Genomic DNA, 26,950 nt, shown 5'->3' with positions numbered 1-26,950 from the left:
TTGCTGCAGCGTCATAGAGCCAGGTCTCTCAGCTGCTCGGGATGGTTACGCGTTCCAGTGTGGGGGGCGGAGGGTCACACTGGAAATAGCCTGCGTCACAACTCGTCATGAAGCGACATTTCCTTGCCTGGCCTGCGGCTTTGTGCTGGAGAAGCGGGATTGCGGCCGCAGCGGTGGGGAGGCTAGAGTCCGAGGGCCGGGGCCTCGATCATGGGGCAGGTGTCCATGACGACGTCGAGCCCGGCGGCTTTGGCGCGTTCCGCGGCGGCTTCTTCGATGACGCCGAGCTGCAGCCAGACGGCCTTCGCTCCGGCCGCGATGGCCTGGTCCACGACGGGGCCGACCTTCTGCGAGTTGACGAAGCAGTTGACCACGTCGATGCCGCCGGGGATGTCGGCGAGCTTGCGGTACCCCCGCTGGCCATGAACGTCTTCGCCCTTGAGGTTGACGGGGATGATCTCCATGCTGCGCTGGTCCAGCATGTACCGGGAGACGCCCAGTGCCACACGACGCGGATTGTTGGACAAACCGACGACGGCCCACCGGGCGGGCGTGGTGAGCAGCCGCTTGATGACTTCCGGATCGTTGACATGGCCCATGCGGCCAGCCTAGCGCCGGGCCGCGCCGCCGGACAGGGCAAGCCCCACCCCCGCGCCCCCACCGGAGCACCCGCACCGGCGCGTCCCGCGCGGAAACCCGCCGCGCCGCCGTCGTTGTTGGATTTGCCAGAACGGGCCGCGATGCCGTTGAGTAAGGGCATCCCATCCCGAGCGGCCGAGAGACCTGGATCGATGAAGCCGCAGCAACCGACCCGATGAGTGCCTCGACGGCCCTGCCACGGAACGGTGCTACTGCCAGGACCGATGGAAAGGCAGCGCTGCTATGTCCCTGAATACCGACCACATCCGCGTCACCCATGCCGGTTCCCTGCCGCGGACCCCGGAACTGATTGCGGCCAACGAGGCGAAGGAAGCCGGCGGCATCACGGACGAATTCCGGCGCCTGCTCGCCGAGTCGGTGGCCGACGTCGTCGAACGCCAGAAGAACCTGGGGATCGATATCCCGAACGACGGCGAGTACGGGCACACCATGTCCTCCTCCGTCGACTACGGGGCCTGGTGGAACTACTCCTTTGCCCGGCTCGGCGGCCTCGAGGCCACCGATGTGGACCGCTGGGCTGACACCGAGGTGCACCGTTCGTCGCCCGGCAACATCGTGCTGACCACCTTCACGGACCGGCGCGACCGGGTGAAGTTCAACGACGCCTATACCGACCCGTCCTCCGGGATCCTGGCGCACCGGAAGTCCGTAAAGCAGCCCAAGATCGCGGGGCCGCTGACGTACACCGGACAGGATCTCGTCGCCTCGGACGTCGAAAACCTGAAGAAGGGCCTGGCCGCGGCGGGGCTTGAAGAAGGCTTCGTGGCGGCCCTCTCCCCCGGCTCGTGCGCCCGGATCGCCAACGACTACTACAAGACGGACGAGGAACTGGTCTACGCCTGCGCCGACGCGATGCGCGAGGAGTACAAGGCGATCATAGACGCCGGCCTCACCGTGCAGCTCGACGACCCGTCGCTCGCGGAGAGCTGGGACCAAATCAGCCCGGAGCCGGCGCTGGCGGACTACCTGAAATTCATCCAGCTGCGGGTCGAGGCCACCAACTGGGCGCTGCGGGACCTGCCGGCGGAACAGATCCGACTGCACGTCTGCTGGGGCTCCTGGCACGGCCCGCACACCACGGACATCCCGTTCGCGGACATCATCGGCTCCGTCCTGCAGATCAACGCCGGCGCCTACTCCTTCGAGGCGGCCAACGTCCGGCACGAGCACGAGTGGCGGGTCTGGGAAGACACCAAGCTGCCGGAGGGCAAGTCGATCATTCCGGGCGTGGTCTCGCATGCGACGAACGTGGTGGAGCACCCGGAGCTGGTGGCGGACCGGATCGAACGCTTCGCCGGGCTGGTGGGACGCGAGTCCGTCATCGCGTCCACCGACTGCGGCCTGGGCGGGCGGGTGCATCCGCAGATCGCCGTCGCCAAGCTCGAAGCGTTGGGCGAAGGCGCGCGGATCGCCACCCGCCGGCTCTGGCGCTGAACCGCCTGCACGTCACCCGGACGCCGGCCGGGCGGCCTTTGTTACGGCGGATGAGGCGCGGGCTTGCCGAAAACCGCCCCGTGACGGTTCAATGGGCTTGACCATCCCGAGCGGCTGAGAGACCTGGCTCTACGACGCCGCAGCAACCCTGGTCGCCGGAGTTCTGCCGTGAACGCCGGTGATATCGAGGTTCATCGCCGCAGGCCGGTGCATCCGCACCGAAGGCGTGATCCGTAGGGTGCTACTGCCAGGATCGATGGAGTGATCCCTTGACTGCATTGGCACCTTCTGCCCGCCCCTCGGCCGCCGCGTCCTCGCAGGCACGCCGTCCCGACCTGTCCTCCGCCCTGCCGGTGTCCTTCAGCGGGCTGCGCCGCACCTTCGGCAGCGGCGGCTCCGCGCACACCGTCCTGCGCGACATCGATTTCGAGGTGCAACGCGGCGAGGTCCTGGCCATCCTCGGCCCGAGCGGCTGCGGCAAGTCCACCCTCCTGCGCGCCACCGCGGGCCTGGACGCCCCGAGCGCCGGCACTGTCAACATAGGTACGACGCCGGTGCAGGGCATCGATCCGCGCTGCGCCTTTGCGTTCCAGGAGCCGAGGCTGCTCCCCTGGCACACGCTGCAAGCCAATGTGGCCATCGGCCTGCCGAAGTCCGCGAGCGCCAAGGCCGGCAAGGCCAAGGTCGCCCGGCTGCTGGAGCTGGTGGGCCTGGACAAGTTCGCCAAGCACCGGCCGCGCGAGGTCTCCGGAGGCATGGCCCAGCGTGCCTCGCTGGCCCGTGCGCTGGCCCGCAACCCGGGCGTGCTGCTGCTGGATGAGCCCTTCGGCGCGCTCGATGCCCTGACGCGGATCAAGATGCAGGACCTGCTGCTCGACATCCACGCCGCCGAGCCGACCACGGTCCTGCTGGTGACGCACGACGTCGACGAGGCGCTCCAGCTGGCCGACCGCATCGTCGTCCTCGGCAAGGAAACCGGACGCGAAGGCGACGGCGCCACGATCGTGCGCACCGTCGTCGTACCCGGCGAACGCCCGCGGGACCGCGGCTCCGCCGAGCTGGCGCGAATGCGCAGCTCCCTGCTGGAAAGCCTGGGCGTCGAGGGGCACTAGCCCCGCCCCGGGCCGCGCCGGCGAACGCCGCGTCCAACCAACGTCTTGAAACTCTGCTGAACCTGCAGCGCCCTCTCCTGCGCTGCGCCCGATCCGAAGGACCTGACATGCCGATTTCCCGCCGCTTCACCCGCCGTTCCCTGCTCGGCGCGGCCGCCGTCGCCGCCTCCGCCTCCCTCGCCCTGACCGGCTGCGTCGCAGGCGAGGACTCCGAGGCCAGCGCCGGGGGCTCCGCCGCCGCGAGCGACGGCGTGCTGAACATCGACTTCGCCACCTACAACCCGCTCAGCCTGGTCATCAAGGAAAAGGGCTGGCTGGAGGCCAGCCTCGCCGACCAGGGCGTAGAGGTGAACTGGGTGCAGTCCGCCGGCTCCAACAAGGCCAACGAGGCGCTGCGCTCCGGCGCCATCGACGTCGGCTCCACCGCCGGCTCCGCGGCGCTGCTGGCCCGCGCCAACGGCTCGCCGATCCAGGCCATCAGCCTGTACTCGCAGCCGGAATGGGCCGCGCTGGTCACGCTGCCGGACTCGGGCATCGACTCGGTGGAGGACCTGAAGGGCAAGTCCGTGGCCGCGACCAAGGGCACCGACCCCTACTTCTTCCTGCTGCAGTCGCTGGAGGAAGCCGGGCTGTCGCAGGACGACGTGACCGTGCAGAACCTGCAGCACGCGGACGGCCTCACCGCCCTGAACAACGGCTCCGTGGACGCCTGGTCCGGGCTGGACCCGATCATGGCCGGCGCGGAGAAGGACGGTGCGAAGCTGTTCTACCGGAACCTGGACTTCAACACCTACGGCTTCCTGAACGCGACCGAGAGCTTCCTCAAGGAAGACCCGGAGGTGGCGCAGACCGTGGTGAACGCGTACGAGAAGGCCCGTGCCTGGGCGGCGGAGAACCCCGAAGAGACCGCGCAGATCCTCGCCGACGTGGCCGGGCTGGACCCCGAAGTTGCGACGAAGGTCATCACCGAGCGCAGCAACCTGGATGTCGATCCGGTGCCGGGCGAGACGCAGCGGGCCGTGCTGGAGAAGATCGGCCCGGCCTTCGTGGAGACCGGCGATGTGGCCAGCCAGAAGCAGATCGACGACGCGCTCGGCTCCCTCCTCAATGACTCGCTGGTGAAGGCGGCCGATCCGGCCGCGATCAAGGAATCCTGATGACGCATCCCGGGAATCCCGATCTCACCGGCAACAGTGTTACCGCCACCAGCAAGGAAGGCCTCGAGGCTGCTGGTATCGCGGTAACCACCGCAGGTGCCGCCCAGCCGCCCGCCCCTGATCAGGGCGGCCGCACCCCGGCAAACGGATGGTCCCCGGCCGGAGTGCTGGACAAGGGCTGGGCGCGCCTGCTGCTTGGACTGCTCCTGCCGGCGGCGCTGATCGGCGCCTGGCAGTGGAGCACGTCGGCAGGACTTTTCAGTGTAGTGCAGCTGCCGCCGCCGGCCATGGTGTTCGAGGCGGCGGCGGACCTGATCCAGCGCGGCGAACTGGGCAAGCACGTGGCCATCTCGACGCAGCGCGTGCTGATCGGCTTCGGCCTCGGGGCCGGGCTTGGCCTGGCGTTCGGCGCCCTGGTGGGCCTGTCCCGCGTGGCGGACGTGCTGCTGGCGCCGACCATCGGCGCCCTGCGGGCCGTGCCGTCACTGGCCTGGGTCCCGCTGCTGATCCTCTGGATGAAGATCGGCGAGGACTCGAAGGTCACGCTGATCATGATCGGCGCGTTCTTCCCCGTCTTCACCACCGTGTCGCTGGCCCTGCGCCATGTGGACCGCAACCTGGTGGAGGCCGGCAGGGCCTTCGGACTCAAGGGGCTGAAGCTGCTGACCACGGTCCAGCTCCCCGCCGTCGTTCCTTCCGTCTTTTCCGGACTTCGGCTGGCGCTGGCGCAGGCCTGGCTGTTCCTGGTGGCCGCGGAACTCATCGCGTCATCGATGGGCCTGGGCTTCCTGCTGACGGATTCACAGAACAACGGCCGGACGGACCGGCTGCTGCTGGCGATCGTGCTGCTGGCAGTCATCGGCAAGATTACTGACGCCCTGCTGGGTGTCGCGGAGAAATGGGCAGTAAAACGATGGGCATAAGCATCACTGAAGAGAGCTCGGTCATCACCTGGCCGGAGCCGCAGACCGAAGACGAGCGGATCGCGTTCTGGGAGGACGCAGCACGGCGCCTGGAGTGGGCCGAGCCGTGGCACACCGCCCATTCCGCCACCCCCGTGGATGCCGAGGCGCGGCGCGGCCCCGAGCTGCGCTGGTTCGACGGCGGCAAGCTCAACGCCGCGGTCAACTGCGCGGACCGGCACGTTGCGGCCGGCCGGGGCGACAAGGTGGCGCTGCACTTCGAGGGCGAGCCGGGCGACCGCCGCACGGTGACCTACCGCGAGCTGCAGGAGCTGGTCTCCCAGGCCGCGAACGCGCTGCTGGCCCTGGGCATCGGGAAGGGCGACCGTGTGGTCGTCTACCTGCCGGTGCTGGTGGAAACCGTAGTCATCACGCTGGCCTGCGCCCGGATCGGTGCGGTGCACTCGCTGGTCTTCGGCGGGTTCTCCGCCGAGGCGCTGCGCTTCCGCGTCGAGGACACCGGCGCGAAGCTGCTGGTCACCACGGACGGCCAGTTCCGCCGCGGGACGGCCGTGCCGGTGAAGGACAACGCGGACGCCGCCGTCTCCGGCGAGAACTCGATCGAGCACGTGCTGGTGCTGCGCCGCACGGGCAGCGACATCGCGTGGACCGAGGGCCGCGACGTGTGGTGGCACGACGTCGTCGACACCCAGCCGCGCGTCCACGAGGCCGAGGCCTTCGACGCCGAGACGCCGCTGTTCATCATGTACACCTCCGGCACCACCGGCCAGCCGAAGGGCCTGGTCCACACCACCGGCGGCTACCTGACGCAGGCCTCCTTCAGCCACGAGTACCTCTTCTCCAACCCGGACCCGGCCCAGCGCGACGCCGACGTCCACTGGTGCACGGCCGACCTGGCCTGGGTCACCGCGCACACCTACGAGATCTACGGGCCGCTGAGCAACGGCGTCACACAGGTCATCTACGAGGGCGTGCCCAACGCGCCGCATCCCGGCCGCCACTTCGAGATCATCCAGCGCTACGGCGTCACCAGCTACTACACGGCGCCCACGCTGGTCCGCTCGCTGATGGGCTGGTTCCCCGAGGGCGTCCCGGCCGAGTACGACCTCAGCTCGGTCCGTCTCTGCGGCACGGTGGGCGAGGCTGTGAACCCGGAGGCGTGGCGCTGGCTGCGCACCCAGGTTGGGCGCGATTCGCTGGTACCCGGACAGCCGTCGTCGGGCGTTCCCATGGTGGACACTTGGTGGCAGTCCGAAACCGGCGCCACCATCCTCTCGCCGCGCCAGACGGACGCCTCGTTCAAGGCCGGCTGCGCCACCCGCGCGCTGCCGGGCGTGGCCACGGACATTGTCGACGACGGCGGCGTCCGGGTGGGTGCCAACGTGCAGGGCAACATCGTGGTCACCAGGACCGGCCCCTCGATGGCCCGGACCGTGTGGGGCAACCCGGAACGCTACTTCACCAGCTACTGGGAGAAGTACGCCGCCCAGGGCTGGTTCCTCGCGGGCGACGGCGCGCGCTTCGACGAGGACGGCGACACGTGGATCCTCGGCCGGACGGACGACGTCATCAACATCTCCGGGCACCGGCTGTCCACCATCGAGATCGAGTCCGCCCTGGTCTCCCACCCCGCCGTGGTGGAGGCCGGCGTGTGCCCGACCTACGACGCGAAGACCGGCCACGCCGCCACCGCGTTCGTGGTGCCGCTGGACAAGTCGCTGATCGCCGCCTCGGTCGCGGCGGACCCGACACCGGAGCAGGCGGCGGCGGTTGCTGCGCTGCGGGCCCACGTTTCGACCCAGATCGGGCCGATCGCCAAGCCCCGCGATGTCGTGTTTGTGCCCGACGTGCCGAAGACCCGCAGCGGCAAGATCATGCGCCGGTTGCTGACCCAGCTGTTCGAAGGCACCGCCCTGGGCGACACCACCAGCCTGCAGAACGAACCCTGCATCGCCGACATCAAGCAGATCTGCACCCGCTAGGCCGCCGGGTCCGGGCCACCCGCCCGGACCCGGCCCCCGCTCCGCCGCCGGCCACCCGCCGCCGCCCCGCCGACCATTTGACCCCGCCGCGCCCCACGCCCGCCATCTCCGGCCCGGCCTGTCTCCAACTTCCCTCACTTCCGGGCGGCCTACCGCAAAAGCGCAGGTCAGGACGATACTTGAAGGCTAAAGCAGGAAACGAACGCATAAGCGAGGGAAGTTCGTGACGCGCGTGGCTCAGGCCCCGCGGCGGAGCACCGACACGACCTGCGCCAGTACAGCTTGTGGTCGAAACACCACGTCCTCGTAGACGTACCGGAGTGTCGGCAGTCCGCTCAGGACGCCTTCGTTGTTCCGACGGCGGTCTTTGCGGAATGCGTCCCGCGTCCAGTGGAAGTCCATGCCGTCAAGCTCCACGATGAGCCGCCCTTCGATGAGCAGATCCACTCGACCCAGGCCACGGATCTCGACCTGTGTCTCGACGCGAAGACCGGCTGCCCGGAACAGCTCACGCGCTATGACCTCCAACGGCGAGTCCGCGTCCTTCCCGATGCGGTGCACGACGGCTCGGCGTGCACCGTTCCGTGGACCAGGTAAATGACGTACGAGCTCCGCCTGGCTAACAGCCCCGCGGCGGACAGCAGACTCAGCGAGGACAAGCGCCTCCAATGGAGGACGGCACCGTAAGGCGTGCAGCACGGCGTCGACGACTGGTACATAGGCACCCGGCAGCCGATCTCCCACCAAGGCACTACGGTGCGTAGCGACCGATTTCGGCAGGCCTCCATGATCCGACCAGAGATGGAGGCACTCCGCATCCTTAATGGTCCAAAGCCGCAGCTCCTTCGCCGCTGAGATGCAGGTGATCAGCCCGTTGACCTTCAATGCCGTCCGGATTTCCGGCGCTCCGTCCGCGACGCCCGCCAGCCCCCGACGCACCAACTGGACCGCCCCCGACCGGACAGCAGCTTGGATCCGTAAACGGCTGTGACCCGCCCGCATAAGGTCTGCGTAACGGGCAGTACCACCCAGCCGGACGACGTCGGCCGCGAGACGTTCGTGGTCTTCCATGGCAGGAGCTTGCCGAAAGCGCTCCGCTGAATCCACCGTCAGCGGCTGTGCTGTGGACAACACACGAACCGTGCATGCGCCAACTTCCCTCGCTTCCGGTGAAGCTCCAGCAAACCCGCAGGTCAGAGCGAAGCTTGAAGTCTAAAGTTGGAAACGAATGTTCAACCGAGGGAAGTTCGCGCGTTCTTTCGGCGGACAGGCGGCTGCCGGGAAGGGCGGCGGCAGACTGGGTGCCACAAGACCCGAGCGCCATAGACGCAGGGGGCCCGGGCCGCCGGAGGCCCCCGCGGCGGCGTGAGGGGCGGCGGGATACAGGGCGCCACAGAACACGAGCGCTGTAGACGCAGGGGGCCCGGACGGCCGGAGGGCCCCCGCGGCGGCGCGGGGTGCGGCGGCCTGTGCGAGGGTCGGCGGCATTCGGGGAATTCCCGGCGGGACGCAATGCGGCTCAACATTCTTTGAGCCGCGCCGGCGGGGCTGGCAGAATGGCAGGGACCATCCCGAGCGGCTGAGAGATCTGGCTCTTTGACGCCGCAGCAACCCTCCGGACTTCCCCGTCCCGGAAAGGTGCTACCGCCAGAAGCGATGGAGAGAGCGCAAGCAATCTTTGATCCGGATGGCGTCGGCCCTTCGGCAGGCGCCTGATGGACCGTCATTGCCCGGGATTCCCGTTCACGCGCTTTGTGCGCCGACTATCAAGGAATTCGCCATGAGCACGACCGTCAACACCACCGTGGCCAACCTCGAAACCCCGCTGAAGTTCGCCTACTGGGTCCCCAACGTCTCCGGCGGCCTCGTCGTCTCCACGATCGAGCAGCGCACCAGCTGGGACTTCGATTACAACAAGAAGCTCGCCCGCATCGCAGAGAATTCCGGCTTCGAGTACGCCCTGACCCAGACCCGCTACGCCGCCAGCTACGGCGCGGACAAGCAGCATGAGGCCACCAGCTTCTCCCTCGCCCTGCTCGGCGCCACCGAGCGGCTGAACATCATCTCCGCGGTCCACCCCGGCATGTGGCACCCCGGCGTCCTCGCCAAGTTCATCATCACCGCGGGCCACATCTCCGGCGGCCGCGCAGCCGTGAACGTCGTCTCCGGCTGGCTCAAGGACGAATTCATCAACTTCGGCCTCGAGTGGCTCGAGCACGATGAGCGCTACGTCCGCACCGAGGAGTTCATCAACGTCCTCCGCGGCCTGTGGACCGAACAGAACTACAGCCAGTCCGGCAAGTACTACAACATTAAGGACTTCACCCTGAACCCGGCGCCGGTGGACGTTCCCGGCCGGCCGCATCCGGAGATCTTCTTCGGCGGCAACTCCACCGCCGCCCAGGCCGCCGCCGGCCGCACCGCCGACTGGTACTTCTCCAACGGCAAGGACCTCGAGGGTTTCAAGGACAACATCGCCGGGGTCCGCGCCGCCGCTGCCACCGTCAACCGCACCCCGAAGTTCGGCCTCAACGGCTTCGTCATCGCCCGCGGCACCGAAGCGGAAGCCCGCGACACCCTGCGCGAGATCGTCGAGAAGGCGCACCGCCCCGCCGTCGAAGGCTTCGCCGCCGCGGTCAAAGAAGCCGGCCAGTCCACCCGGGACGGCAAGGGGATGTGGGCGGATTCTACGTTCGAGGACCTCATCCAGTACAACGACGGCTTCAAGACCGGACTCATTGGTACGCCCGAGCAGATCGCCGAACGTATTGTTGAGTTCAAGAAGATCGGCGTGAACCTCATGCTGACCGCCTACCTGCACTTCCAGGAGGAAGTCGAGGCGTTCGGCCGCGACGTACTGCCGATCGTCCGCGAACTCGAGGCGGATCTCGCACGCGCCAACGGCACCGAGCTCAACACGGCGCTGCTGCCCGCCACCAACTTCGAAGGAGCTGCCCTCTAAATGGCTGAACGCACATTCGGCTTCCGCACCCGGGCCCTGCACGCCGGCGGAACCCCCGACGCCGAGCACGGCGCCCGCGCGGTGCCCATCTACCAGTCCACGTCCTTCGTCTTCAAGGACACGGACGACGCCGCCAACCTCTTTGCGCTGCAAAAGTACGGCAACATCTACTCCCGTATTGGCAACCCCACGGTCGCCGCGTTCGAGGAGCGGATCGCCTCGCTCGAGGGCGGGATCGGCGCGGTCGCCACGTCGTCGGGCATGGCCGCGGAGTTCATCACCTTCGCCGCGCTGGCCGGCGCCGGGGACCACATCGTGGCCTCCTCGAAGCTGTACGGCGGCACCATCACGCAGCTGGACGTGACCTTGCGCCGCTTCGGCGTCGAGACCACGTTCATCGACAGCACGGACCCGGCGGACTTCGCCGCGGCCATCGGCGAGAACACCAAGGCCGTCTACACCGAGATCGTGGCGAACCCGTCCGGCGACATCGCGGACCTTGAGGGCCTGGCCAAGGTAGCGCACGACGCCGGCATTCCGCTGGTCGTGGACGCCACCTTGAGCACGCCGTACCTGATCCGCCCGATCGAACACGGCGCCGACATCGTCATCCATTCCGCCACCAAGTTCCTCGGCGGCCACGGCACCACCCTCGGCGGCGTCGTCGTCGAATCCGGCCGGTTCAACTGGGGCAACGGCAAGTTCCCGCAGATGACCGAGCCGGTGCCGAGCTACGGCAACGTCTCCTGGTGGGGCAACTTCGGCGAGTACGGCTTCCTGACGAAGCTGCGCTCGGAGCAGCTGCGCGACATCGGCCCGTCGCTCTCCGCCCAGTCCGCCTTCCAGCTCCTGCAGGGCGTGGAAACGCTGCCGCAGCGGATGGACGAGCACCTGGCCAACGCGCGCCGGGTGGCTGAATGGCTGGAAGCGGACGAGCGGGTCTCCTGGGTCAACTACGCCGGGCTCCCCTCGCACCCGCACCACGAACGCGGCCGGAAGTACCTGCCGCAGGGCGTCGGCTCCGTCTTCTCCTTCGGCGTGAAGGGCGGCCGGGTGGCCGGCCAGAAGTTCATCGAGTCGCTGCAGCTGGCCTCCCACCTGGCCAACATCGGCGACGCCCGCACGCTGGTCCTGCACCCGGGGTCCACAACCCACCAGCAGCTGACCGCCGACCAGATGGTCGCCGCAGGCGTGCCCGAGGACCTGATCCGCATCTCGGTCGGCCTGGAGGACGTCGAAGACATCCTGTGGGACCTGGACCAGGCGCTGGCCGAGTCCCAGCAGGCAGGCGCCGAGCACGGCCCCAGCCGCGAGCATGAGGACGACGTCTTCGACACCTCCGAGTTCGCGTCGCCGACCTACGCCGGCGAGTCCTGCACCGTCCCGGCGGCCCGCGCCGCCCGCACGGAGCCCGGGACCCGCGTGGTCGAGTCCGTCGAGGAGCTCGTCGAAGCCGAAGAAGGAGCTGCAAAGTGAGCGTTTCCGCCCCCGAGCGCACCTGGGTCGGGCCGTCCGCCCCGGAGCGCCTGAACATCCTGCGCAACACCACGTCCATCGCGATCGTGGGTGCATCGGACAAGCCCAGCCGCGCCAGCTACTTCGTGGCGACCTACCTGCTTTCGTCGAGCAAGTACAAGGTCTACTTCGTCAACCCGGTGGCCAAGGAGATCCTCGGCCAGCCGGTGTACAAGTCGCTGGCCGACCTGCCTGAGGTACCCGATCTGGTGGATGTCTTCCGCAAGCACGACGACCTGCCCGGCGTGCTGGAGGAAACCCTCGCCGTCGGCGCCAAGACCATCTGGCTGCAGCTCGGTTCCTGGCACGAGGAGGTCGCCGCCAAGGCCGAGGAGGCCGGGCTCAACGTGGTGATGGACCGCTGCGTCAAGATCGAGCACGCCCGCTTCCACGGCGGCCTGCACCTGGCCGGCTTCGACACCGGCGTGATCTCGTCCAAGCGCCAGCTCACGGCATAGTACCCGCCGAACCGGCAGCGAGGGCCGGCATCCCCAACCCGGGGGTGCCGGCCCTCCCCCATTTCAAGGTTTTTACCAAGGTCTCCTCGGGACCATGGATCGGGCCAGGGCAATGAACGATTAATCCGGTCGCGTGCTGTGGCTCGCAGTTGAGGCCAAGGGGTCTTCGATGTTTACTCGCCGCACCAAGGGGAAGCGGGCGGATGCGCGGGGGCGCAGAATATCCGTCCGCGAGAGCAGCACGCCGGGTACCGGCCAAAAGAACAGCAGGGCAGGCAGCCGCGGCGTCGCAGGCGTGCTGGCGCTCGTCCTGACCACATCGCTGGGGATGCCCGCACTCGCCGGCCCGGCCCACGCCGTCGTTGGCCAGGGATTCACGGTCACGCCATCCGACCTGGCGTTCATTCTCAAGCAGATCAAGATCTCCGAGGCCCACGTGGCCAATACGACGTCGGACACCGGGCCCTGCGGCGCGCTGCTTGGCAATGGTGCCAACCAGGTGCCGGGGCCGCTGGTGTCCTACGGGCTGCGCACCGTTGACGGCTCCTGCAACAACCTGCAGAAGGACCGTGCGGACTACGGCGCGGCCAACAAGGCCTTCCCGCGGCTGGCCACGCCGGAATACCGGAAGGCCGAGGACTCGCAGTCTCCGCGCGTCGCCGCCAGCGCCGATCCGGGCTACGCCTCGAAGAACGATGTCTGGGACTCCCAGCCGCGCGTGATCAGCAACCTCATCGTGGACCAGACCTCCACGAACCCCGCCGCCGTGAATGCGGCTGCCTTCCCGGTCCGCAGCCAGGGCAATGAGGGCGTCGTCCCCTGCACCACGCAGCCCACCGACACCGAGCCGGGCGCACCGGAAGGCTGCGTGCCCGCCGGCGAGACGCTGTTCATCCCGAACATCACCACCGACGTCGGCCTGTCGCCGCCGTACAACGGCCTCTTCACGCTGTTCGGCCAGTTCTTCGACCACGGCCTGGACCTGGCGAGCAAGTCCGGCGGCACCGTCTACGTGCCGCTGAAGGACGACGATCCGCTGATCCCCGGCAAGGACGGCAAGCTCGGCACGGCGGATGACCTGCCGCCGCAGCTGCGCTTCATGGCCGTAACCCGGGCCACCAACCAGCCCGGCCCCGACGGCAAGATGGGCACCGCCGACGACATCCAGGAAGCGACCAACCGTACGAACCCGTACGTGGACCAGTCGCAGACCTACGCATCGCACCCGGCGCACCAGGTCTTCCTGCGCAGCTACACGGCCAACGCCGAGGGCAAGCCGGTCTCCACCGGCGAGCTGCTGACGTCCGCGGACGGCGGCATGGGCACCTGGGAACTGCTGAAGCAGCAGGCGGCGGAACGGCTCGGGCTGCGGCTAGTGGACGCCGACGTCCTCGGCATTCCCATGATCCTGACCGACCCGTACGGGAAGTTCGTGCCCGGGCCTGAGCGCGGACTGCCGCAGTACGTCACGCCGACCGGCCTGGTCGAGGGCAACCTCGCCGATCCGGTGCCGGCCCCGGCCAACGTGGAACGGATCAGCGAGGCGTTCCTGGACGACATTGCCCACAACGCCATGCCAAATCCGGGGCTGGTCGCCGATCCGGACACGACGTTTACGCCCGCGACCGCGCGGCAGGCGGCGGGGACATACGACGACGAAATGCTGAACCGCCACTTCGTCGCCGGCGACGGCCGCGTCAACGAGAACATCGGCCTGAGCATGATCCACCAGGTCTTCCACTCCGAACACAACCGGCTGGTCGAGGACATCCAGCGCGTGCTGACCGAGGATGCCGCGTCCTCCTCCCGCGGCACCGCCGCCCTGGCGGAGTGGAAGCTCGCGGCCGGCGCCGACGGCTGGAACGGCGAGCGCCTGTTCCAGGCGGCCCGCTTCGTCACGGAGATGGAATACCAGCACCTGGCCTTCGAGGAGTTTGCCCGCAAGGTGCAGCCGCTCATCGAACCCTTCTCCGGGTACCACGACGACGTGAACCCCGCGATCACCGCCGAGTTCGCTCACGCCGTGTACCGCTTCGGCCACTCGATGCTGACCGACACCATCTCGCGGACCAACGAGGACGGCTCCGCCAACGACATTTCGCTGCTCGATGGCTTCCTGAACCCCCTGTCCTACACCGACGGCGGCAGCGCGGGCGACCTGAGCCCGGACCAGGCGGCCGGCACCATCGCCGTGGGCATGTCCAACCAAGTCGGTAATGAGCTGGACGAGTTCGTCACCAAGACCCTGCGCAGCAACCTGCTGGGGCTGCCCCTCGACCTGGCCGCGATCAACCTGGCCCGGGCCCGGGAGACCGGCGTTCCCTCACTGAACAACCTGCGCAAGCAGCTGCATGCCCAGACCAACGACAGCCAGCTCACCCCCTACCAGAGCTGGACCGATTTCGGCCTGAACATCAAGCATCCCAAGTCGCTGGTGAACTTCGTCGCCGCCTACGGCACGCACGAAAGCATCACCTCCAAGACGGCGCTAGCGGACAAGCGGGCCGCGGCCCAGCTGCTGGTGGACCCGCCCATCGGCACCCCGGCCGAGTCCATCCCGGCCGATGCCGAGGACTTCATGACCGGCTCCGGCACCTGGGAAGGCAAGGCGACGGGCCTGGACGAGGTGGACCTCTGGGTCGGCGGCCTGGCCGAACGCACCAACCTGTTCGGCGGCCTGCTCGGTTCCACCTTCAACTACGTCTTCGAGAAGCAGATGACGGACCTGCAGAACGGCGACCGCTTCTACTACCTCATCCGCACCCCGGGCATGAACCTCTTCTCCCAGCTTGAGGGCAACTCGTTCTCCGAGATCATCATGCGCAACACCACGGCGCACTCGATGACCGCGGACGCGTTTTCGACCGCCGACTGCAAGTTCCAGCTGGGCAACTTGGCTGGCACCGGCACCTCGGTGGCCGACGACGCCGGCTCGGAGTGCAACGAGACGGAGCTGCTGATCCGCATGCCGGACGGCACCATCCGCTACCGCACCACCAACTCGGTGGACCCCGCGGGCATCAACGGCCAGAGCGTCTACAACGGCACGGACAACACCGACCGGGCCTGGGGTGGCGTCGACAATGACACCTTCTGGGGCGGCCCCGGCAACGACCGGCTCGAAGGCAACGACGGCGCCGACACCGCCTTGGGTGGCGAAGGCAACGACATCATTACCGACAGCGCGGGCGACGACGTCCACAAGGGCGGCCCGGGCAACGACGCGATCGACTCCGGTCCCGGCCTGGACATCCTGCTCGGCGGCGACGGCCACGACCTGCTCAACGGCGGGCTGAACACCAACGAGCACTTCGCCGGGAACGGCGATGACCTGATCATCGCCGGCAGCGGCGCCGATACGGTCTTCGCCGACTCGGGCGACGACTGGATCGAAGGCGGCGACGGGGCGGACCTGCTCCAGGGCGACTCCGGCGCCCCGTTCTTCGACGACCCGAACACCCCGGGCAACGACGTCATCTCCGGCCAGAACGGCGACGACGACTATGACGCCGAGGGCGGCGATGACATCATGCTCGCCGGACCCGGCATCGAGCGGAACGCCGGCGCGGCGGGCTTCGACTGGACCAGCTACCAGCTTGACCCGCTCGCCGGCGACGCGGACCTCGAGCTGCGGCTGCTGGGCGTGCCGCTGCCCGTCGACGTGCTGCGCGACCGGTACGCAGAGGTCGAAGGGGCCTCCGGTGGAGCGAAGAACGACGTTCTCCGGGGCGACAGCGTGGTTCCGCGCCTGGCCGTGGGCGAAGGGTTCTCCGGGAACAACTGGCTGGATGAGGCAGGGGCGGATCGGGTAGCCGGCATCCGCGACCTGCTCCCGGCCCGCGCTGCCACCGGCACCAACGTCTGGGGCGAAGGCAATATCCTCCTCGGCGGCGGCGGCAGCGACACCCTCCAGGGACGCGGCGCGGACGACATCCTCGACGGCGACAAGTACCTGAACGTGCGGCTGAGCGTCCGCACGAACCGGGACGATCCCGCCACCGAGATCGGTTCCGCGACGTCGCTGTCCAAGCCGTACCTGTCAGGCAGCAGCGAGACCCTGCAGCAGGCGGTCTTCGCCGGCAAGGTGGATCCGGGCAACATTGTCGCCGTGCGCGAAATCCTCGACGGCGGCGCTGCGGGCGACACGGATGTGGCGGTCTACGGTGACATCGAGGCGAACTACACCGTGACCACCATGCCTGCCGGCGCCGCGATCGGCGACCCGGGCAGCGTCACCACGGTGACCCACGACGTCCCGGCCGGAGGCGGCGGGGGCGGTGGCGGAGGCGCCGTCGTCGATGAAGGCACCGACACGCTCCGCAACATCGAGAAGCTCATCTTCTCCGACACGCAGGCTCCCACGGCTCCGAGGGCGGTGACGGCCACCAGCGCCAACGCCTCCGCCGTGGTGGCGTGGACCGCTCCGGACGGCTCCTCCATCACCGGGTTCGAAATTCGGGTGGTGGACGCCGACGGCAACCAGGTCGGCGCGCTGCGGACGGCGGATGCGGCCGATGGCTCGCTGCTGGTCGACGGGCTCACCAACGGCGCCGCCTACCGCTTCCAGGTCCGGGCAGTGAACAATGTTGGCCCCGGCCCGTACTCGGGCTTCAGCGACGAGGTCGTCCCGGCTCCGGTCACCCCCGGCACCCCGACCATCGGCGCCGTCAGCGGCGGCGACCAGCAGGCCACCGCCAACTGGACGGCCCCGGAGGACGACGGCGGGTCCACAATCACCGGCTTCAACGTCCTCGTGCTCGACGCGGGCGGCAACCAGGTCGGCGACCTCCGCCCGGCGCCAGCCGGCGCTACCAGCCTGGTCGTCACAGACCTGCCGGCCGGCAGCCCGGTGCGGTTCCAGGTCGCCGCAGTCAACGCCGTCGGAGAAGGTCTCTACTCGGATATCTCCGAGGCGGCGACCCCGACGGAGACCGTGGCCCCGACCATCTCCGACCGACTCCCCGCGGCTTCGGCCAAGGGCGTCCGCCGGGATTCCAACGTCGCTATTACCTTCAGCGAACCGGTGGACGGCCTCGATGGCACCAGCCTGGTGCTGCGCAACGCGGCCACGAATGAACCGGTCAAGGCCACGGTCAGCTACGACAAGCCAACCATGACCGCGCTGCTCGATCCCGCCGCCGAACTGCGCGCCGGCACCCAATACCGGGTGACGGTCACGGGAGGCGCCGCGGCGGTCCGCGACACCTTCGACAACGCCATGGCCACCGACAGCTGGACCTTCACCACCGAGAACGGCCCGGCCAGGACGGTCGATTTCAACCGCGACGGCGACGCGGACGTCGTGGCCCGTGACGGCCAGGGACGCCTCTGGCTCTACCCAGGCAACGGCAGCGGCGGGCTGGAGACCAGGACCCTGATGGGCCGCAGCGGCTGGAACGCCATGTCCGCCATCACCAGCACCGGCGACTTCAACGGCGACGGCGACGCCGACGTCATCGCGAAGGACCGGGTGGGAACCGGACAGCTCTGGCTCTACCCGGGCAATGGCACCGGAGGACTCGACCGCCGGATCCTGCTCGGCCGCAGCGGCTGGAACGCCATGAACACCCTGTTCAGCGGCGGCGACATGAACGGTGACGGCAACACGGACCTCATGGCCCGTGACGCTAGCGGCAAGCTCTGGACCTACCCGGGCAACGGAACGGGCCGGCTCAAGACGCGGATCATCACCGGGTCGAGCGGCTGGAACTCGGTCACCAGCTTGCTGAGCCCAGGCGACTGGGACGGGGACGGCAACGTCGACGTCATGACCCGGACCAGCGACGGACGGCTCTGGCTCTACCCGGGCAACGGGAAAGCCAGGCTCTCGGGCAAGGTCCAGGCCGGGACCGGCTGGAACGGCGCGAACGCCATCTTCAGCCCCGGCGACCTCAGCCGCGACGGCAGCCCCGACGTCGTCTCGAGCCACAAGGACGGACGCCTGCTGCTCTATCCGGGCAACGGCACCGGCGGCTGGAAGGCCTCAAAGGTCATCGGCAGGAGCGGCTGGACGGCGATGAGCATCCTGTTCTAGCCACCGCACCACAAGAGGCCAGGCTCCCGACCTCCGGGGCCTGGCCTCTTGGCTGCCCGGTCGCATCGTCTCCGGCTGGTCCTGGCTCGCTTGGCCTAGTCCGTCGTCTCCCCGGCGGACTTCTTCAGCTGCCCCGGAGCCTCCTTGGCCTTCTCCTTCAACTGCCCCGGAGCCTCCTTGGCCTTCTCCTTCAACTGCCCCGGAGCCTCCTTGGCCTTCTCCTTCAACTGCCCCGGAGCCTCCTTGGCCTTCTCCTTCAGCTGCCCGGGGGCCTGGGCGGCTTTGCCGGGCGGGTCGACGGTGACGCTTTGCGGGGCACGTTTGGAGTCGTCGGCCTTGCCCTCCGGCTGCTCCGCGACTTCGTCCTTCTTGGCCTGCCCCGGGACCGGCTGGCCGTTGCCGGGGGCGATGCCTGTGCGGGAGGCGGAATCATCGGTCCGTCCGGCGCCCCCGGCAGCCTCGCCGGGTACATCGTTAGCCTCCTCGGCGGCCTTCTTGGCTTCATCCGCCCGGTCGGCCGCCGGGTCATCCTTCGCGTCAGCTGCCGGTGTGGTTACCTCGGCGGTCGGGCCGCCCGTGTCCCGCGTGGCCTCCGGGACGGGCGCACCCGCGGAATTGCCGCCGTCGTTCGGTTCCTCCGCCTGCACGCCGGGCTGCACCAGGACCACGGCACCGTCCACGGCATCCTGCAGGCCGTGCCGGAAGTCCGGGTTGACGGCCGCGACGGTTCCGACTCCGAGTCCCATGGACGCGGCGACGACCACACCGAGCAGTGCGCCGCGCCGTCTGCGCCGGCGCAGCGGCACGACGTTGGAGCCGAAGAGCGCGGACAGCTCGGCGGAGGGAGCCGGCGCGGGGCCGGTTCCCAGGTCGCGCAGCGAAGCCAGGGCGCGGGAGAGTGCGGGGTTGTCCCCGCCTCCGGACAACAAGGCGTCCAGCTCGTCCTCGGGCTGCCTGTTCATCGTGCTTCTCCTACATGGCTGTCCATGACCAGTTCCTTCAATTTCGCCAGCGCCCTGCGCTGCAACTGCTTTACCGAGCCCTCGGACCGGCCCATGATGCGGGCTACCTGTTCGATGGGCAGGTCCGCGATGATCCGCAGCGACAGGACCTCCCGCTGATCCGGGTTCAGCGTCCCGAGCAGCCATTCGGTGTCCCCGCCGAGGCCGGCAAGCGCCAGCTGCTCGGCGGACTCGCTGGTCCGCAGGTCCATGTCCGGGTCGTATTCGGCCACGTGCGGCTGGCGGGCCCGCTTGCGCGAGGCGTCGACCGCCCTGGCGTGGGCCACCGAGAACGTGAAGGTCCGCAAGCCTTCAACGCCTCCGGTCACGCTGTCCAGCTTGCGGAAGACCGTCAGGAAGACGTCCTGCGTGGTGCCCTCCGGGTCCTCGAGCCCCTTGGTTCTGAGGTAGCCAAGGACTTGGGGCGCCAGGCTGCGGTAGATCTTCTCGGCCGCGGGGCCGCTTCCGGCAACGGCTGTTGACAGGTCGTCCTCTGTCAACATGGCGTCCACGGGCGGTCCTTCGCGTCACAATCGGTGCGGCGACCCTAATCATAGCTGCGCTCTTTCCAACGAACGCACCGGCTGATTGCTACCCGGCACTGCTGACCATGCGGATGAGTGAGGCCGCGCCCGAGCTCGTTGGGGGGGAAGCTCCGGCGCGGCCTCTACACCTACGTAATCGCCCCGGGTGGCGGAAAGGTTACGCCCGGGTCAAAAGTTTTTCCGGAAAATCTTTTGGGGCGGACTTCAGACGATTCCGGCCGGGCCCGAACCCGGGCAGGCGGCTAGCTCCGGGGCCGGCTGGCCGTCCCCGCGGCAGTCCCGGCGGCAGTCCCGGGACAAGGCGTCAGTGGGCCTCGACGACCTCGACCTTGCTGGCCAGCCGCCGGTTGCGCAGGACCGGCAGGAACTCGCGAACCTCGTCGATCCGCCGCCGCGTCACGTCCACCGTAACGATGCCGCGCGGGTCCTCATTGAGGTAGTCCTGCACCACGCCCATCGGGTCGAGGATCGCGGAGTGGCCCACCGTGTGGCTGCTGGAAGTGCCGGCCGCGGCGACCCAGCAGGTGTTCTCGATGGCCCGGGCCTTCAGGAGGATTTCCCAATGGTCGATCTTGTGGTCGCCCTTGAACCAGGCCGCCGCCACGCAGATCAGGTCCGCGCCCTGGTCCGCGAGGCCCCGCGCCAGCTCCGGGAAGCGGAGGTCGTAGCAGGTCATGATGCCGATGCGCAGGCCGCCGATCTCCACCAGCTTGAGTCCGCCGTCGCCCGGTTTGATCCGCTTCGACTCCTGGTAGGAGAACGCGTCATAGAGGTGCAGCTTGCGGTAGGTCTCCACGATCCGGCCGCTGCCATCCACGACCACCAGCGTGTTGTACGGCCGCTCCTCGCCGCTGGACTCGTAGCCGCCGGCGATCAGCGCGATGCCGGTCTCCGCCGCGACGAACGAAAGCTGCTGGACGAACTTGCTCCAGTGCTGGTCGACGGCGGCGGCCAGGTCCCCTTCGACCTTGCCGATGGTGAACATGGACTCTTCCGGAAACAGGATCAGCTCGGCGCCGGCGGCCGCGGCTTCCTCCGCGAGGCTGCGCATCACCGCGACGTTTTCGGTGACGTCCCCGGACGGATCGAACTGTCCGACACTGACCTTCATTAGTGCGCTCCCGTCTGCTGGCGGTGGATGTTTAACCAGACTACAGACATTGCCCCTCGACGGCGCTCCGGCCGGGAGTACGACGGCGGCACCCGGCCAGGCGGGCACGGAACCTGCGCTGCGGCGCAGGACTCCGCCGTCGTCGTTCATGGCGAAGTCCTGCGCCCGGCGGTTACTCCGCGATAAGGTCCCGCACCACGATGGTCTGGTCCCGGTCCGGGCCGACGCCGATCGCGGAGAACCGCGTGCCGGACATCTTCTCCAGTGCCAGCACGTAGTTCCGTGCATTCTCGGGCAGGTCCTCGAGGGACCGGGCCCCGGTGATGTCCTCGGTCCAGCCGTCGAAGTACTCGAAGATCGGCTTGGCGTGGTGGAACTCGGTCTGGGTCATCGGCATCTCGTCGTGGCGGACGCCGTCCACGTCGTAGGCCACGCAGACCGGGATGCGCTCGATGCCGGTGAGGACGTCCAGCTTGGTGACGAAGTAGTCCGTGAAGCCGTTGACGCGCGAGGCGTGGCGGGCCAGCACGGCGTCGTACCAGCCGCAGCGGCGCGGGCGGCCGGTGTTCACGCCGAACTCGCCGCCGGTCTTCTGCAGGTGCTCGCCCATCTCGTCGAACAGTTCCGTGGGGAACGGGCCGGCGCCGACGCGGGTGGTGTAGGCCTTGATGATGCCGACGCTCCGCGTGATCCGGGTGGGGCCGATGCCCGAGCCCACCGAGGCGCCGCCGGCGGTGGGGTTGGAGGAGGTCACGAACGGGTAAGTGCCGTGGTCCACGTCGAGGAACGTCGCCTGGCCGCCCTCCATCAGCACGACCTTGCCCTCGTCCAGCGCCTTGTTCAGCGCGTAGGTCGAGTCGATCACCAGCGGGCGCAGCCGGTCCGCGAAGGACAGGAAGTACTGCACGATCTCTTCGACCTCGACGCTGCGCCGGTTGTAGACCTTGACCAGCAGCTCGTTCTTCTGGCGCAGCGAGCCCTCGACCTTCTGGCGCAGGATGGACTCGTCGAAGACGTCCTGGACGCGGATGCCCAGCCGGGCGACCTTGTCCATGTAGGCCGGGCCGATGCCGCGGCCGGTGGTGCCAATGGCCCGCTTGCCCAGGAACCGCTCGGTCACCTTGTCCATGGTCTGGTGGAAGGGCGCCACCAGGTGGGCGTTGGCGGAGACGCGCAGGCGGGAGGTGTCCGCGCCGCGGGCCTCGAGTCCGTCGATCTCCTCGAAGAGGGCCTCGAGGTTGACCACGCAGCCGTTGCCGATGATCGGGGTGGCGTTCGGGCTGAGGATGCCGGCCGGAAGGAGCTTCAGCTCATACTTCTCTCCGCCGACGACGACGGTGTGTCCGGCGTTGTTGCCGCCGTTGGGCTTCACGACGTAGTCCACTCGCCCGCCGAGCAGGTCGGTGGCCTTGCCCTTACCTTCGTCGCCCCACTGGGCCCCGACGATCACAATTGCTGGCATGGGATCCTCCCCCATCGATGCAGCGGGAACCTGAAGGAGGACTCGGCCTGCCGGCAGCCCCGCCACGCATGAGAACGCCCCGTACTCGCGCGGAGTTTTGGGGCTCTTACCAGCCAAGTTTAGCCGATCTGCCGCCGCCGGCCGGAATCGGGAGACATTGGAGGTACGTTCGGCTTATGGCGGCAGCAGAGCCGGTCGCGCGGATCGGCATTTCCGGATGGCGCTACGCGCCGTGGCGCGGCACGTTCTACCCCAAGGGGCTGCCGCAGCGGCGGGAGCTCGAATACGCCTCCGGGCATCTGGACTCCCTCGAGCTCAATGGCTCCTTCTACTCGCTGCAGCGGCCCTCCAACTGGCAGCAGTGGCGCGACGCCACGCCGTCCGGGTTCGTCTTCGCGGTCAAGGGCGGCCGCTACGTGACGCACATGCAGCGACTGCGCAACACCCGCCCGGCACTGGCCAACTTCTTCGCCTCAGGCATGCTCGCGCTCGGCGGCAAGCTGGGCCCGTTCCTCTGGCAGACCCCGGAAAACCTGGGCTATGACCCCGCCGTCGTCGAGGAATTCCTGGCGCTCCTGCCAAGGACAACGACGGCGGCGGCGCGCCTCGCGTCCGAGCACACCGACAAGGTGAAGGACCGGTCCTGGTTCGAGGTGGCCGAGGACCTTCCGCTGCGGCATGCGATGGAGGTGCGCAGCACCACCTTCATCGACGAGCGGTTCTACGAGCAGCTGCGGCGGACCAACACGGCCCTGGTCATGGCCGACAGCGCCGGGACGTGGCCGATGCTGGACGAGGTCACGGCGGACTTCGTCTACGTGCGGCTGCATGGAAAGGACGAGCTCTACGTCAGCGGGTACAGTGATGAGGACTTGGACCGCTGGGCCGTAAAGGTGCACGGCTGGCTGGACGGCACGGGCTGCCCGGACGGCAGGGGCCGGGACGCGTACGTGTATTTCGATAACGACGTGAAGGTGCACGCGCCCTACAACGCCATGGGGCTGGCCGAGCGGCTCGGCCCGCGGCCCTAGGTTCCCGGGGCTGCAGCCGGGCCGAACCGCGGAAGTGCGCGCCGTTCGTCGTTATTCCCCGGGTTCAGGAGCCGAGCCGGCTGCCCGATGCCTCGAGGTAGCAGGTGCCGCAGAGCGACTCGTAGGACACGTCCTGGCCGTCGATGGCCACTTGGTCGCCGTCGAACACGATTTCGTCGCCCACCCGGCGGGTGTTGAAGACGGCCTTGCGCCCGCAGCGGCAGATGGTCTTCAGCTCCTCGAGCGTGTGGGCGATCTCCAGCAGGCGGCGCGCGCCGGGGAACGCCTCGGTGCGGAAGTCGGTGCGGATGCCGTAGGCCAGGACCGGCACGTTGTCCAGGACGGCGATGCGGAACAGGTCGTCTACCTGCTCCGGTTCGAGGAACTGTGCCTCGTCCACCAGCAGGCATGCCACCGGCTGGACGTCGACATGTTCGAGCAGCGCGTCCGGGTCCTCGCCGGAGGCCATCTGCGCGAAGCGCTCCCGCACCGGCTCGCCGGGCCGGATCAGGAAGTCCGCGTCGCGCTTGACGCCGAGGCGGGACACGATGGCCGTGTCACCCTTTGTGTCGACGTGCGGCTTGGCCAGCACCACCCGCTGCCCGCGCTCCTCATAGTTGAACGCGACCTGCAGCAGCCCGGTGGATTTCCCGGAGTTCATGGCGCCGTAGCGGAAATAGAGCTTGGCCAACATCGTCCTTTCAAACGGTCCGGCGTCGATTCTAATGCGCGAAGGACGGCCGCGAAGACAGGAAACGGGAGCGTGCCCGCAGGCAGCTCCCGTTTCCTGTTGAAGTTCCGCTCAGCGCTCAGGCGCCTTCGATCGCGGCCTTCGCCGAGGGGTCGGACTCGTCCAGGAACTTATTGATCCGGGCGACTTCCTCGCTCTCGCCGATGGCCGCTGCGGCGCGGCCCAGCGCGTAGAGGGCGCGCAGGAAACCGCGGTTCGGCTCGTGCTCCCACGGGATGGGCCCCGCGCCGCGCCAGCCCGCGCGGCGCAGCGCGTCCAGGCCCCGGTGGTAGCCGACGCGGGCGAAGGCGTAGGACTCGATGGTCCGGCCTTCGGCGAAGGCTTCGTCCGCCAGGACGGCCCAGACCAACGACGACGTCGGGTGCTTGGCGGCGAGGTCAATGGCCTCGTCTCCGGCGTCGAGCCGGGCCAGCACCTCGGTCTCCTCCGGCAGTTCGGTGGCGTCCGGGCCGAGCAGGTTCTTGCGGAATTCGGCCACGTCTACTTGACCGACTTTCCGGCGGAGCCGAGCTGCTGGGCAGCCTCGACAACGCGGGCGGCCATGTTCTTCTCCGCGGCGGCGCCCCACACGCGGGGGTCGTAGGTCTTCTTGTTGCCGACCTCGCCGTCAACCTTGAGCACGCCGTCGTAGTTGGCGAACATGTGCCCGGCCACCGGGCGGGTGAAGGCGTACTGGGTGTCCGTGTCCACGTTCATCTTGATGACGCCGTAGGAGACCGCGTCGGCGATTTCCTGCGCCGAGGAACCGGAGCCGCCGTGGAACACCAGGTCGAACGGCTTGTCCTTGCCGATCTTGCCGCCGACCTCGTCCTGGATCTGCTTGAGCAGTTCGGGGCGCAGCTTGACGCCGCCCGGCTTGTAGACACCGTGGACGTTGCCGAAGGTCAGCGCCGTGATGTAGCGGCCCTTCTCCCCGGCGCCGAGGGCCTCGATGGTCTTCAGTCCGTCGTCGACGGTGGTGTAGAGCTTCTCGTTGATCTCGTTCTCGACGCCGTCTTCCTCGCCGCCGACGGTGCCGATCTCCACCTCGAGGATGATCTTGGCGGCCGCGGTGCGGGCCAGCAGGTCTTCGGCGATGCGCAGGTTCTCTTCCAGGGTTTCGGCGGAGCCGTCCCACATGTGCGACTGGAAGATCGGATCCTCGCCGCGCTTGACGGCGGCCTCGGACTCGGCGAGCAGCGGCAGCACGAAGCCGTCCAGCTTGTCCTTCGGGCAGTGGTCCGTGTGCAGGGCGACGTTGACCGGGTACTTCTTGGCGACCTCGCGGGCGAACGCGGCGAAGCCCAGCGAGCCGGCGACCATGTCCTTCACACCGGCGCCGGACCAGTAGGCGGCGCCGCCGGTCGAAACCTGGATGATGCCGTCGGAACCGGCGTCGGCGAAGCCCTGCAGCGCGGCGTTGAGCGTCTGCGACGACGTCACGTTGATGGCAGGGTAGGCGAAGCCGCTGCTCTTGGCGCGGTCGATCATCTCGGCATAGATCTCAGGGGTTGCAACAGGCATGCGGACTCCTTGATAGAGAGACAAGTTCTTGAGGACTTCACGCCTCCATGTCCCATCCTAGCCAGCGGGCCGGCACGCGCGGCATGGACAAAGAACTGTGAAGCGTCCTCAGCCCAGGACCGCGACCAGGATGACGAAGCCGACGAGCGCGGCGGCAGCCAGTGACAGACCGGCCGCGATCCACGCCCGTCCGGCTGCTGTGCCGCGGGCCGCGACGGCAACGGCCGCGGAGCCGACGATGCCGATCGGGAACCCGGCGATACCGAGGATCCGGATCCAGTCGGGCGGATTCAAGGCAGGGCTCACGGACAACACCCACAGCCACAGAAAAGCCAGAGCCGCGAGCATCCCGAAAACGGTGCACGCAATGCCAAGCCGGCGGCCCTCCCGGCTCCCGTCCAGGGATGCCGCACCAGGGTGTGCCTGATCGAACCGTCCCTGTCCTGCTGTCATGGCGCCCCGATTCTGCCCGGTACGACGCGTGTATCCACGACGCCTGTGTCCATGATCGGCCCGGGCAGCGAGGTCCAACAGAGTCGAAGGTCGGTGGCCCGGCGTGGGTCAGACCTTCTGGCCGAAGACGTGGCGCCGGATCCACGCGTGCATGGCGATCGACGCCGCCGCGGACGCGTTGATGGAACGGGTCGAGCCGAACTGGGCAATGGACAGCGTCGCGTCCGCGGCCTGGTGCACCTCCGGCGTCAGCCCCGGGCCCTCCTGGCCGAACACCAGCACGCAGTTTTCCGGCAGGTCGTAGGTCTCCAGCGGCACGGAATCCGGGAAGTTGTCGATTCCGATGATGCGCAGGCCCTCGCCCTGCGCCCAGGCGACGAATTCCTCCACGGTCGGATGGTGCCGCACATGCTGGTAGCGGTCGGTGACCATCGCCCCGCGCCGGTTCCACCGCCGTCGTCCGATGATGTGGACTTCCTTGGCCATGAACGCGTTGGCGGTGCGCACGACCGAGCCGATGTTCAGGTCATGCTGCCAGTTTTCGATCGCGACATGGAAGCTGTGCCGGCGGGAATCGAGGTCCGCGACGATCGCCTCGTGCTTCCAGTAGCGGTACTCGTCCACCACGTTCCGGGTGTCCCCGTTGGCCAGCAGTTCGGGATCCCAGTGCCCGCCCTCGGGCAGCGGACCTTCCCATGGCCCCACGCCCACGCTCGGTACGGCGGGGGCGGCGTTATCGTTCTCTTCCACCTTTCAAGGGTAGGCGACCCCGCAGGCCGGGCTAACGACGGCGGGGGCAGGGTCCGGCGCAGACCTGCGGCTCGCGTTGCGTCCTGCCTGCGCAGCGGAGCGTGGC

The 26,950-nt window shown here is 68.5% G+C and carries 21 protein-coding genes and 2 riboswitches; of the genes, 10 read left to right on the top strand and 11 right to left on the bottom strand.

The window, feature by feature from the left end:
- Positions 1 to 182: 182 nt before the first annotated feature.
- Positions 183 to 599, bottom strand: coding sequence for a CoA-binding protein (locus WFH44_RS19445; protein WP_336716012.1), 417 nt, complete (start codon positions 597 to 599; stop codon positions 183 to 185).
- A gap of 159 nt (positions 600 to 758) precedes the next feature.
- A riboswitch (SAM riboswitch) is annotated at positions 759 to 870 on the top strand.
- A gap of 12 nt (positions 871 to 882) precedes the next feature.
- Here WFH44_RS19445 and WFH44_RS19440 point away from each other — a divergent pair.
- The 5 genes from WFH44_RS19440 (at position 883) to acs (ending at position 7,268) form a co-directional block, all read left to right on the top strand.
- Positions 883 to 2,094, top strand: a complete 1,212-nt coding sequence (locus WFH44_RS19440) for a cobalamin-independent methionine synthase II family protein (RefSeq protein WP_336716010.1) — start codon at positions 883 to 885, stop codon at positions 2,092 to 2,094.
- A 278-nt stretch (positions 2,095 to 2,372) separates the two neighbouring features.
- Positions 2,373 to 3,206, top strand: coding sequence for an ABC transporter ATP-binding protein (locus tag WFH44_RS19435; protein WP_442892938.1), 834 nt, complete (start codon positions 2,373 to 2,375; stop codon positions 3,204 to 3,206).
- 107 nt (positions 3,207 to 3,313) lie between these two features.
- Positions 3,314 to 4,363, top strand: coding sequence for an aliphatic sulfonate ABC transporter substrate-binding protein (locus WFH44_RS19430; RefSeq protein ID WP_336716007.1), 1,050 nt, complete (start codon positions 3,314 to 3,316; stop codon positions 4,361 to 4,363).
- A complete protein-coding gene (locus tag WFH44_RS19425; protein WP_336716006.1) occupies positions 4,363 to 5,286 on the top strand; it encodes an ABC transporter permease in 924 nt (307 codons plus the stop codon). Before WFH44_RS19430 ends, WFH44_RS19425 begins: the two co-directional genes overlap by 1 nt.
- A complete protein-coding gene (gene acs, locus WFH44_RS19420) occupies positions 5,277 to 7,268 on the top strand; it encodes an acetate--CoA ligase (RefSeq protein ID WP_336716005.1) in 1,992 nt (663 codons plus the stop codon). Before WFH44_RS19425 ends, acs begins: the two co-directional genes overlap by 10 nt.
- 237 nt (positions 7,269 to 7,505) lie before the next feature.
- Here acs and WFH44_RS19415 read toward each other — a convergent pair whose 3' ends face one another.
- Complete coding sequence (locus tag WFH44_RS19415; RefSeq protein ID WP_336716003.1) at positions 7,506 to 8,339, bottom strand: endonuclease domain-containing protein; 834 nt, start codon at positions 8,337 to 8,339, stop codon at positions 7,506 to 7,508.
- A gap of 492 nt (positions 8,340 to 8,831) precedes the next feature.
- Positions 8,832 to 8,931, top strand: a riboswitch (SAM riboswitch).
- 117 nt (positions 8,932 to 9,048) lie between these two features.
- Between WFH44_RS19415 and sfnG the strand changes: the two genes are divergently transcribed.
- The 4 genes from sfnG (at position 9,049) to WFH44_RS19395 (ending at position 18,237) form a co-directional block, all read left to right on the top strand.
- Positions 9,049 to 10,230 carry a dimethylsulfone monooxygenase SfnG gene (sfnG, locus tag WFH44_RS19410; protein WP_336716002.1) on the top strand — a complete coding sequence of 394 codons (1,182 nt, stop codon included), beginning with the start codon at positions 9,049 to 9,051 and terminating at the stop codon, positions 10,228 to 10,230.
- Positions 10,231 to 11,706 (top strand): O-acetylhomoserine aminocarboxypropyltransferase/cysteine synthase family protein, encoded by a 1,476-nt coding sequence (locus tag WFH44_RS19405; protein ID WP_336716001.1) that lies wholly within the window; start codon positions 10,231 to 10,233, stop codon positions 11,704 to 11,706. It begins immediately after the preceding gene.
- Positions 11,703 to 12,203, top strand: a complete 501-nt coding sequence (locus WFH44_RS19400; RefSeq protein ID WP_336715999.1) for a CoA-binding protein — start codon at positions 11,703 to 11,705, stop codon at positions 12,201 to 12,203. Before WFH44_RS19405 ends, WFH44_RS19400 begins: the two co-directional genes overlap by 4 nt.
- A 169-nt stretch (positions 12,204 to 12,372) precedes the next feature.
- Complete coding sequence (locus WFH44_RS19395; RefSeq protein ID WP_336715997.1) at positions 12,373 to 18,237, top strand: peroxidase family protein; 5,865 nt, start codon at positions 12,373 to 12,375, stop codon at positions 18,235 to 18,237.
- Positions 18,238 to 18,332: 95 nt separating this feature from the next.
- Here the strand turns inward: WFH44_RS19395 and WFH44_RS19390 are convergent, their stop codons facing one another.
- The 4 genes from WFH44_RS19390 to WFH44_RS19375 form a co-directional block, all read right to left on the bottom strand.
- Complete coding sequence (locus WFH44_RS19390; protein ID WP_336715996.1) at positions 18,333 to 19,199, bottom strand: hypothetical protein; 867 nt, start codon at positions 19,197 to 19,199, stop codon at positions 18,333 to 18,335.
- Positions 19,196 to 19,741 (bottom strand): RNA polymerase sigma factor, encoded by a 546-nt coding sequence (locus WFH44_RS19385; protein ID WP_336716054.1) that lies wholly within the window; start codon positions 19,739 to 19,741, stop codon positions 19,196 to 19,198. Before WFH44_RS19385 ends, WFH44_RS19390 begins: the two co-directional genes overlap by 4 nt.
- Positions 19,742 to 20,087: 346 nt before the next feature.
- Complete coding sequence (locus tag WFH44_RS19380; RefSeq protein WP_336715995.1) at positions 20,088 to 20,894, bottom strand: carbon-nitrogen hydrolase family protein; 807 nt, start codon at positions 20,892 to 20,894, stop codon at positions 20,088 to 20,090.
- A 172-nt stretch (positions 20,895 to 21,066) separates the two neighbouring features.
- Positions 21,067 to 22,356 carry an adenylosuccinate synthase gene (locus WFH44_RS19375; protein WP_336715994.1) on the bottom strand — a complete coding sequence of 430 codons (1,290 nt, stop codon included), beginning with the start codon at positions 22,354 to 22,356 and terminating at the stop codon, positions 21,067 to 21,069.
- A gap of 176 nt (positions 22,357 to 22,532) precedes the next feature.
- Here WFH44_RS19375 and WFH44_RS19370 point away from each other — a divergent pair, with 176 nt between their 5' ends.
- On the top strand, positions 22,533 to 23,387 hold the full coding sequence (locus tag WFH44_RS19370) for a DUF72 domain-containing protein (protein WP_336715992.1): 855 nt from the start codon (positions 22,533 to 22,535) through the stop codon (positions 23,385 to 23,387).
- A 64-nt stretch (positions 23,388 to 23,451) separates the two neighbouring features.
- Here WFH44_RS19370 and WFH44_RS19365 read toward each other — a convergent pair whose 3' ends face one another.
- The 5 genes from WFH44_RS19365 to WFH44_RS19345 all read right to left on the bottom strand — a co-directional run bounded on the left by WFH44_RS19365 (position 23,452) and on the right by WFH44_RS19345 (position 26,844).
- Complete coding sequence (locus WFH44_RS19365; RefSeq protein ID WP_336716052.1) at positions 23,452 to 24,078, bottom strand: thymidine kinase; 627 nt, start codon at positions 24,076 to 24,078, stop codon at positions 23,452 to 23,454.
- 118 nt (positions 24,079 to 24,196) lie between these two features.
- Entirely contained in the window at positions 24,197 to 24,616 is a 420-nt protein-coding gene (locus WFH44_RS19360) for a DUF3151 domain-containing protein (protein WP_336715991.1), read from the bottom strand.
- Positions 24,617 to 24,618: 2 nt separating this feature from the next.
- Positions 24,619 to 25,665 (bottom strand): class II fructose-bisphosphate aldolase, encoded by a 1,047-nt coding sequence (fbaA, locus tag WFH44_RS19355; RefSeq protein WP_264796153.1) that lies wholly within the window; start codon positions 25,663 to 25,665, stop codon positions 24,619 to 24,621.
- 84 nt (positions 25,666 to 25,749) lie between these two features.
- Positions 25,750 to 25,947 (bottom strand): hypothetical protein, encoded by a 198-nt coding sequence (locus WFH44_RS19350; protein ID WP_336715990.1) that lies wholly within the window; start codon positions 25,945 to 25,947, stop codon positions 25,750 to 25,752.
- A gap of 255 nt (positions 25,948 to 26,202) precedes the next feature.
- Positions 26,203 to 26,844 (bottom strand): TrmH family RNA methyltransferase, encoded by a 642-nt coding sequence (locus WFH44_RS19345; RefSeq protein WP_336715988.1) that lies wholly within the window; start codon positions 26,842 to 26,844, stop codon positions 26,203 to 26,205.
- Between the last annotated feature and the right edge of the window lie 106 nt (positions 26,845 to 26,950).

This window comes from Arthrobacter sp. USHLN218, assembly GCF_037144715.1.
Taxonomy (GTDB): domain Bacteria; phylum Actinomycetota; class Actinomycetes; order Actinomycetales; family Micrococcaceae; genus Crystallibacter.
The sequence above is the reverse complement of the archived record's forward strand: the minus strand, read 5'-3'. Positions and strand labels throughout refer to the sequence as shown.

What these genes read in the sequence shown, in the direction of transcription:
- WFH44_RS19445 (WP_336716012.1), bottom strand. Translation starts at nt 599, where the DNA reads ATGGGCCATGTCAACGATCCGGAAGTCATCAAGCGGCTGCTCACCACG.
- WFH44_RS19415 (WP_336716003.1), bottom strand. Translation starts at nt 8,339, where the DNA reads ATGGAAGACCACGAACGTCTCGCGGCCGACGTCGTCCGGCTGGGTGGT.
- WFH44_RS19405 (WP_336716001.1), top strand. Translation starts at nt 10,231, where the DNA reads ATGGCTGAACGCACATTCGGCTTCCGCACCCGGGCCCTGCACGCCGGC.
- WFH44_RS19395 (WP_336715997.1), top strand. Translation starts at nt 12,373, where the DNA reads ATGTTTACTCGCCGCACCAAGGGGAAGCGGGCGGATGCGCGGGGGCGC.
- WFH44_RS19425 (WP_336716006.1), top strand. Translation starts at nt 4,363, where the DNA reads ATGACGCATCCCGGGAATCCCGATCTCACCGGCAACAGTGTTACCGCC.
- WFH44_RS19390 (WP_336715996.1), bottom strand. Translation starts at nt 19,199, where the DNA reads ATGAACAGGCAGCCCGAGGACGAGCTGGACGCCTTGTTGTCCGGAGGC.
- WFH44_RS19380 (WP_336715995.1), bottom strand. Translation starts at nt 20,894, where the DNA reads ATGAAGGTCAGTGTCGGACAGTTCGATCCGTCCGGGGACGTCACCGAA.
- WFH44_RS19440 (WP_336716010.1), top strand. Translation starts at nt 883, where the DNA reads ATGTCCCTGAATACCGACCACATCCGCGTCACCCATGCCGGTTCCCTG.
- sfnG (WP_336716002.1), top strand. Translation starts at nt 9,049, where the DNA reads ATGAGCACGACCGTCAACACCACCGTGGCCAACCTCGAAACCCCGCTG.
- WFH44_RS19430 (WP_336716007.1), top strand. Translation starts at nt 3,314, where the DNA reads ATGCCGATTTCCCGCCGCTTCACCCGCCGTTCCCTGCTCGGCGCGGCC.
- WFH44_RS19370 (WP_336715992.1), top strand. Translation starts at nt 22,533, where the DNA reads ATGGCGGCAGCAGAGCCGGTCGCGCGGATCGGCATTTCCGGATGGCGC.
- WFH44_RS19385 (WP_336716054.1), bottom strand. Translation starts at nt 19,741, where the DNA reads ATGTTGACAGAGGACGACCTGTCAACAGCCGTTGCCGGAAGCGGCCCC.
- acs (WP_336716005.1), top strand. Translation starts at nt 5,277, where the DNA reads ATGGGCATAAGCATCACTGAAGAGAGCTCGGTCATCACCTGGCCGGAG.
- WFH44_RS19375 (WP_336715994.1), bottom strand. Translation starts at nt 22,356, where the DNA reads ATGCCAGCAATTGTGATCGTCGGGGCCCAGTGGGGCGACGAAGGTAAG.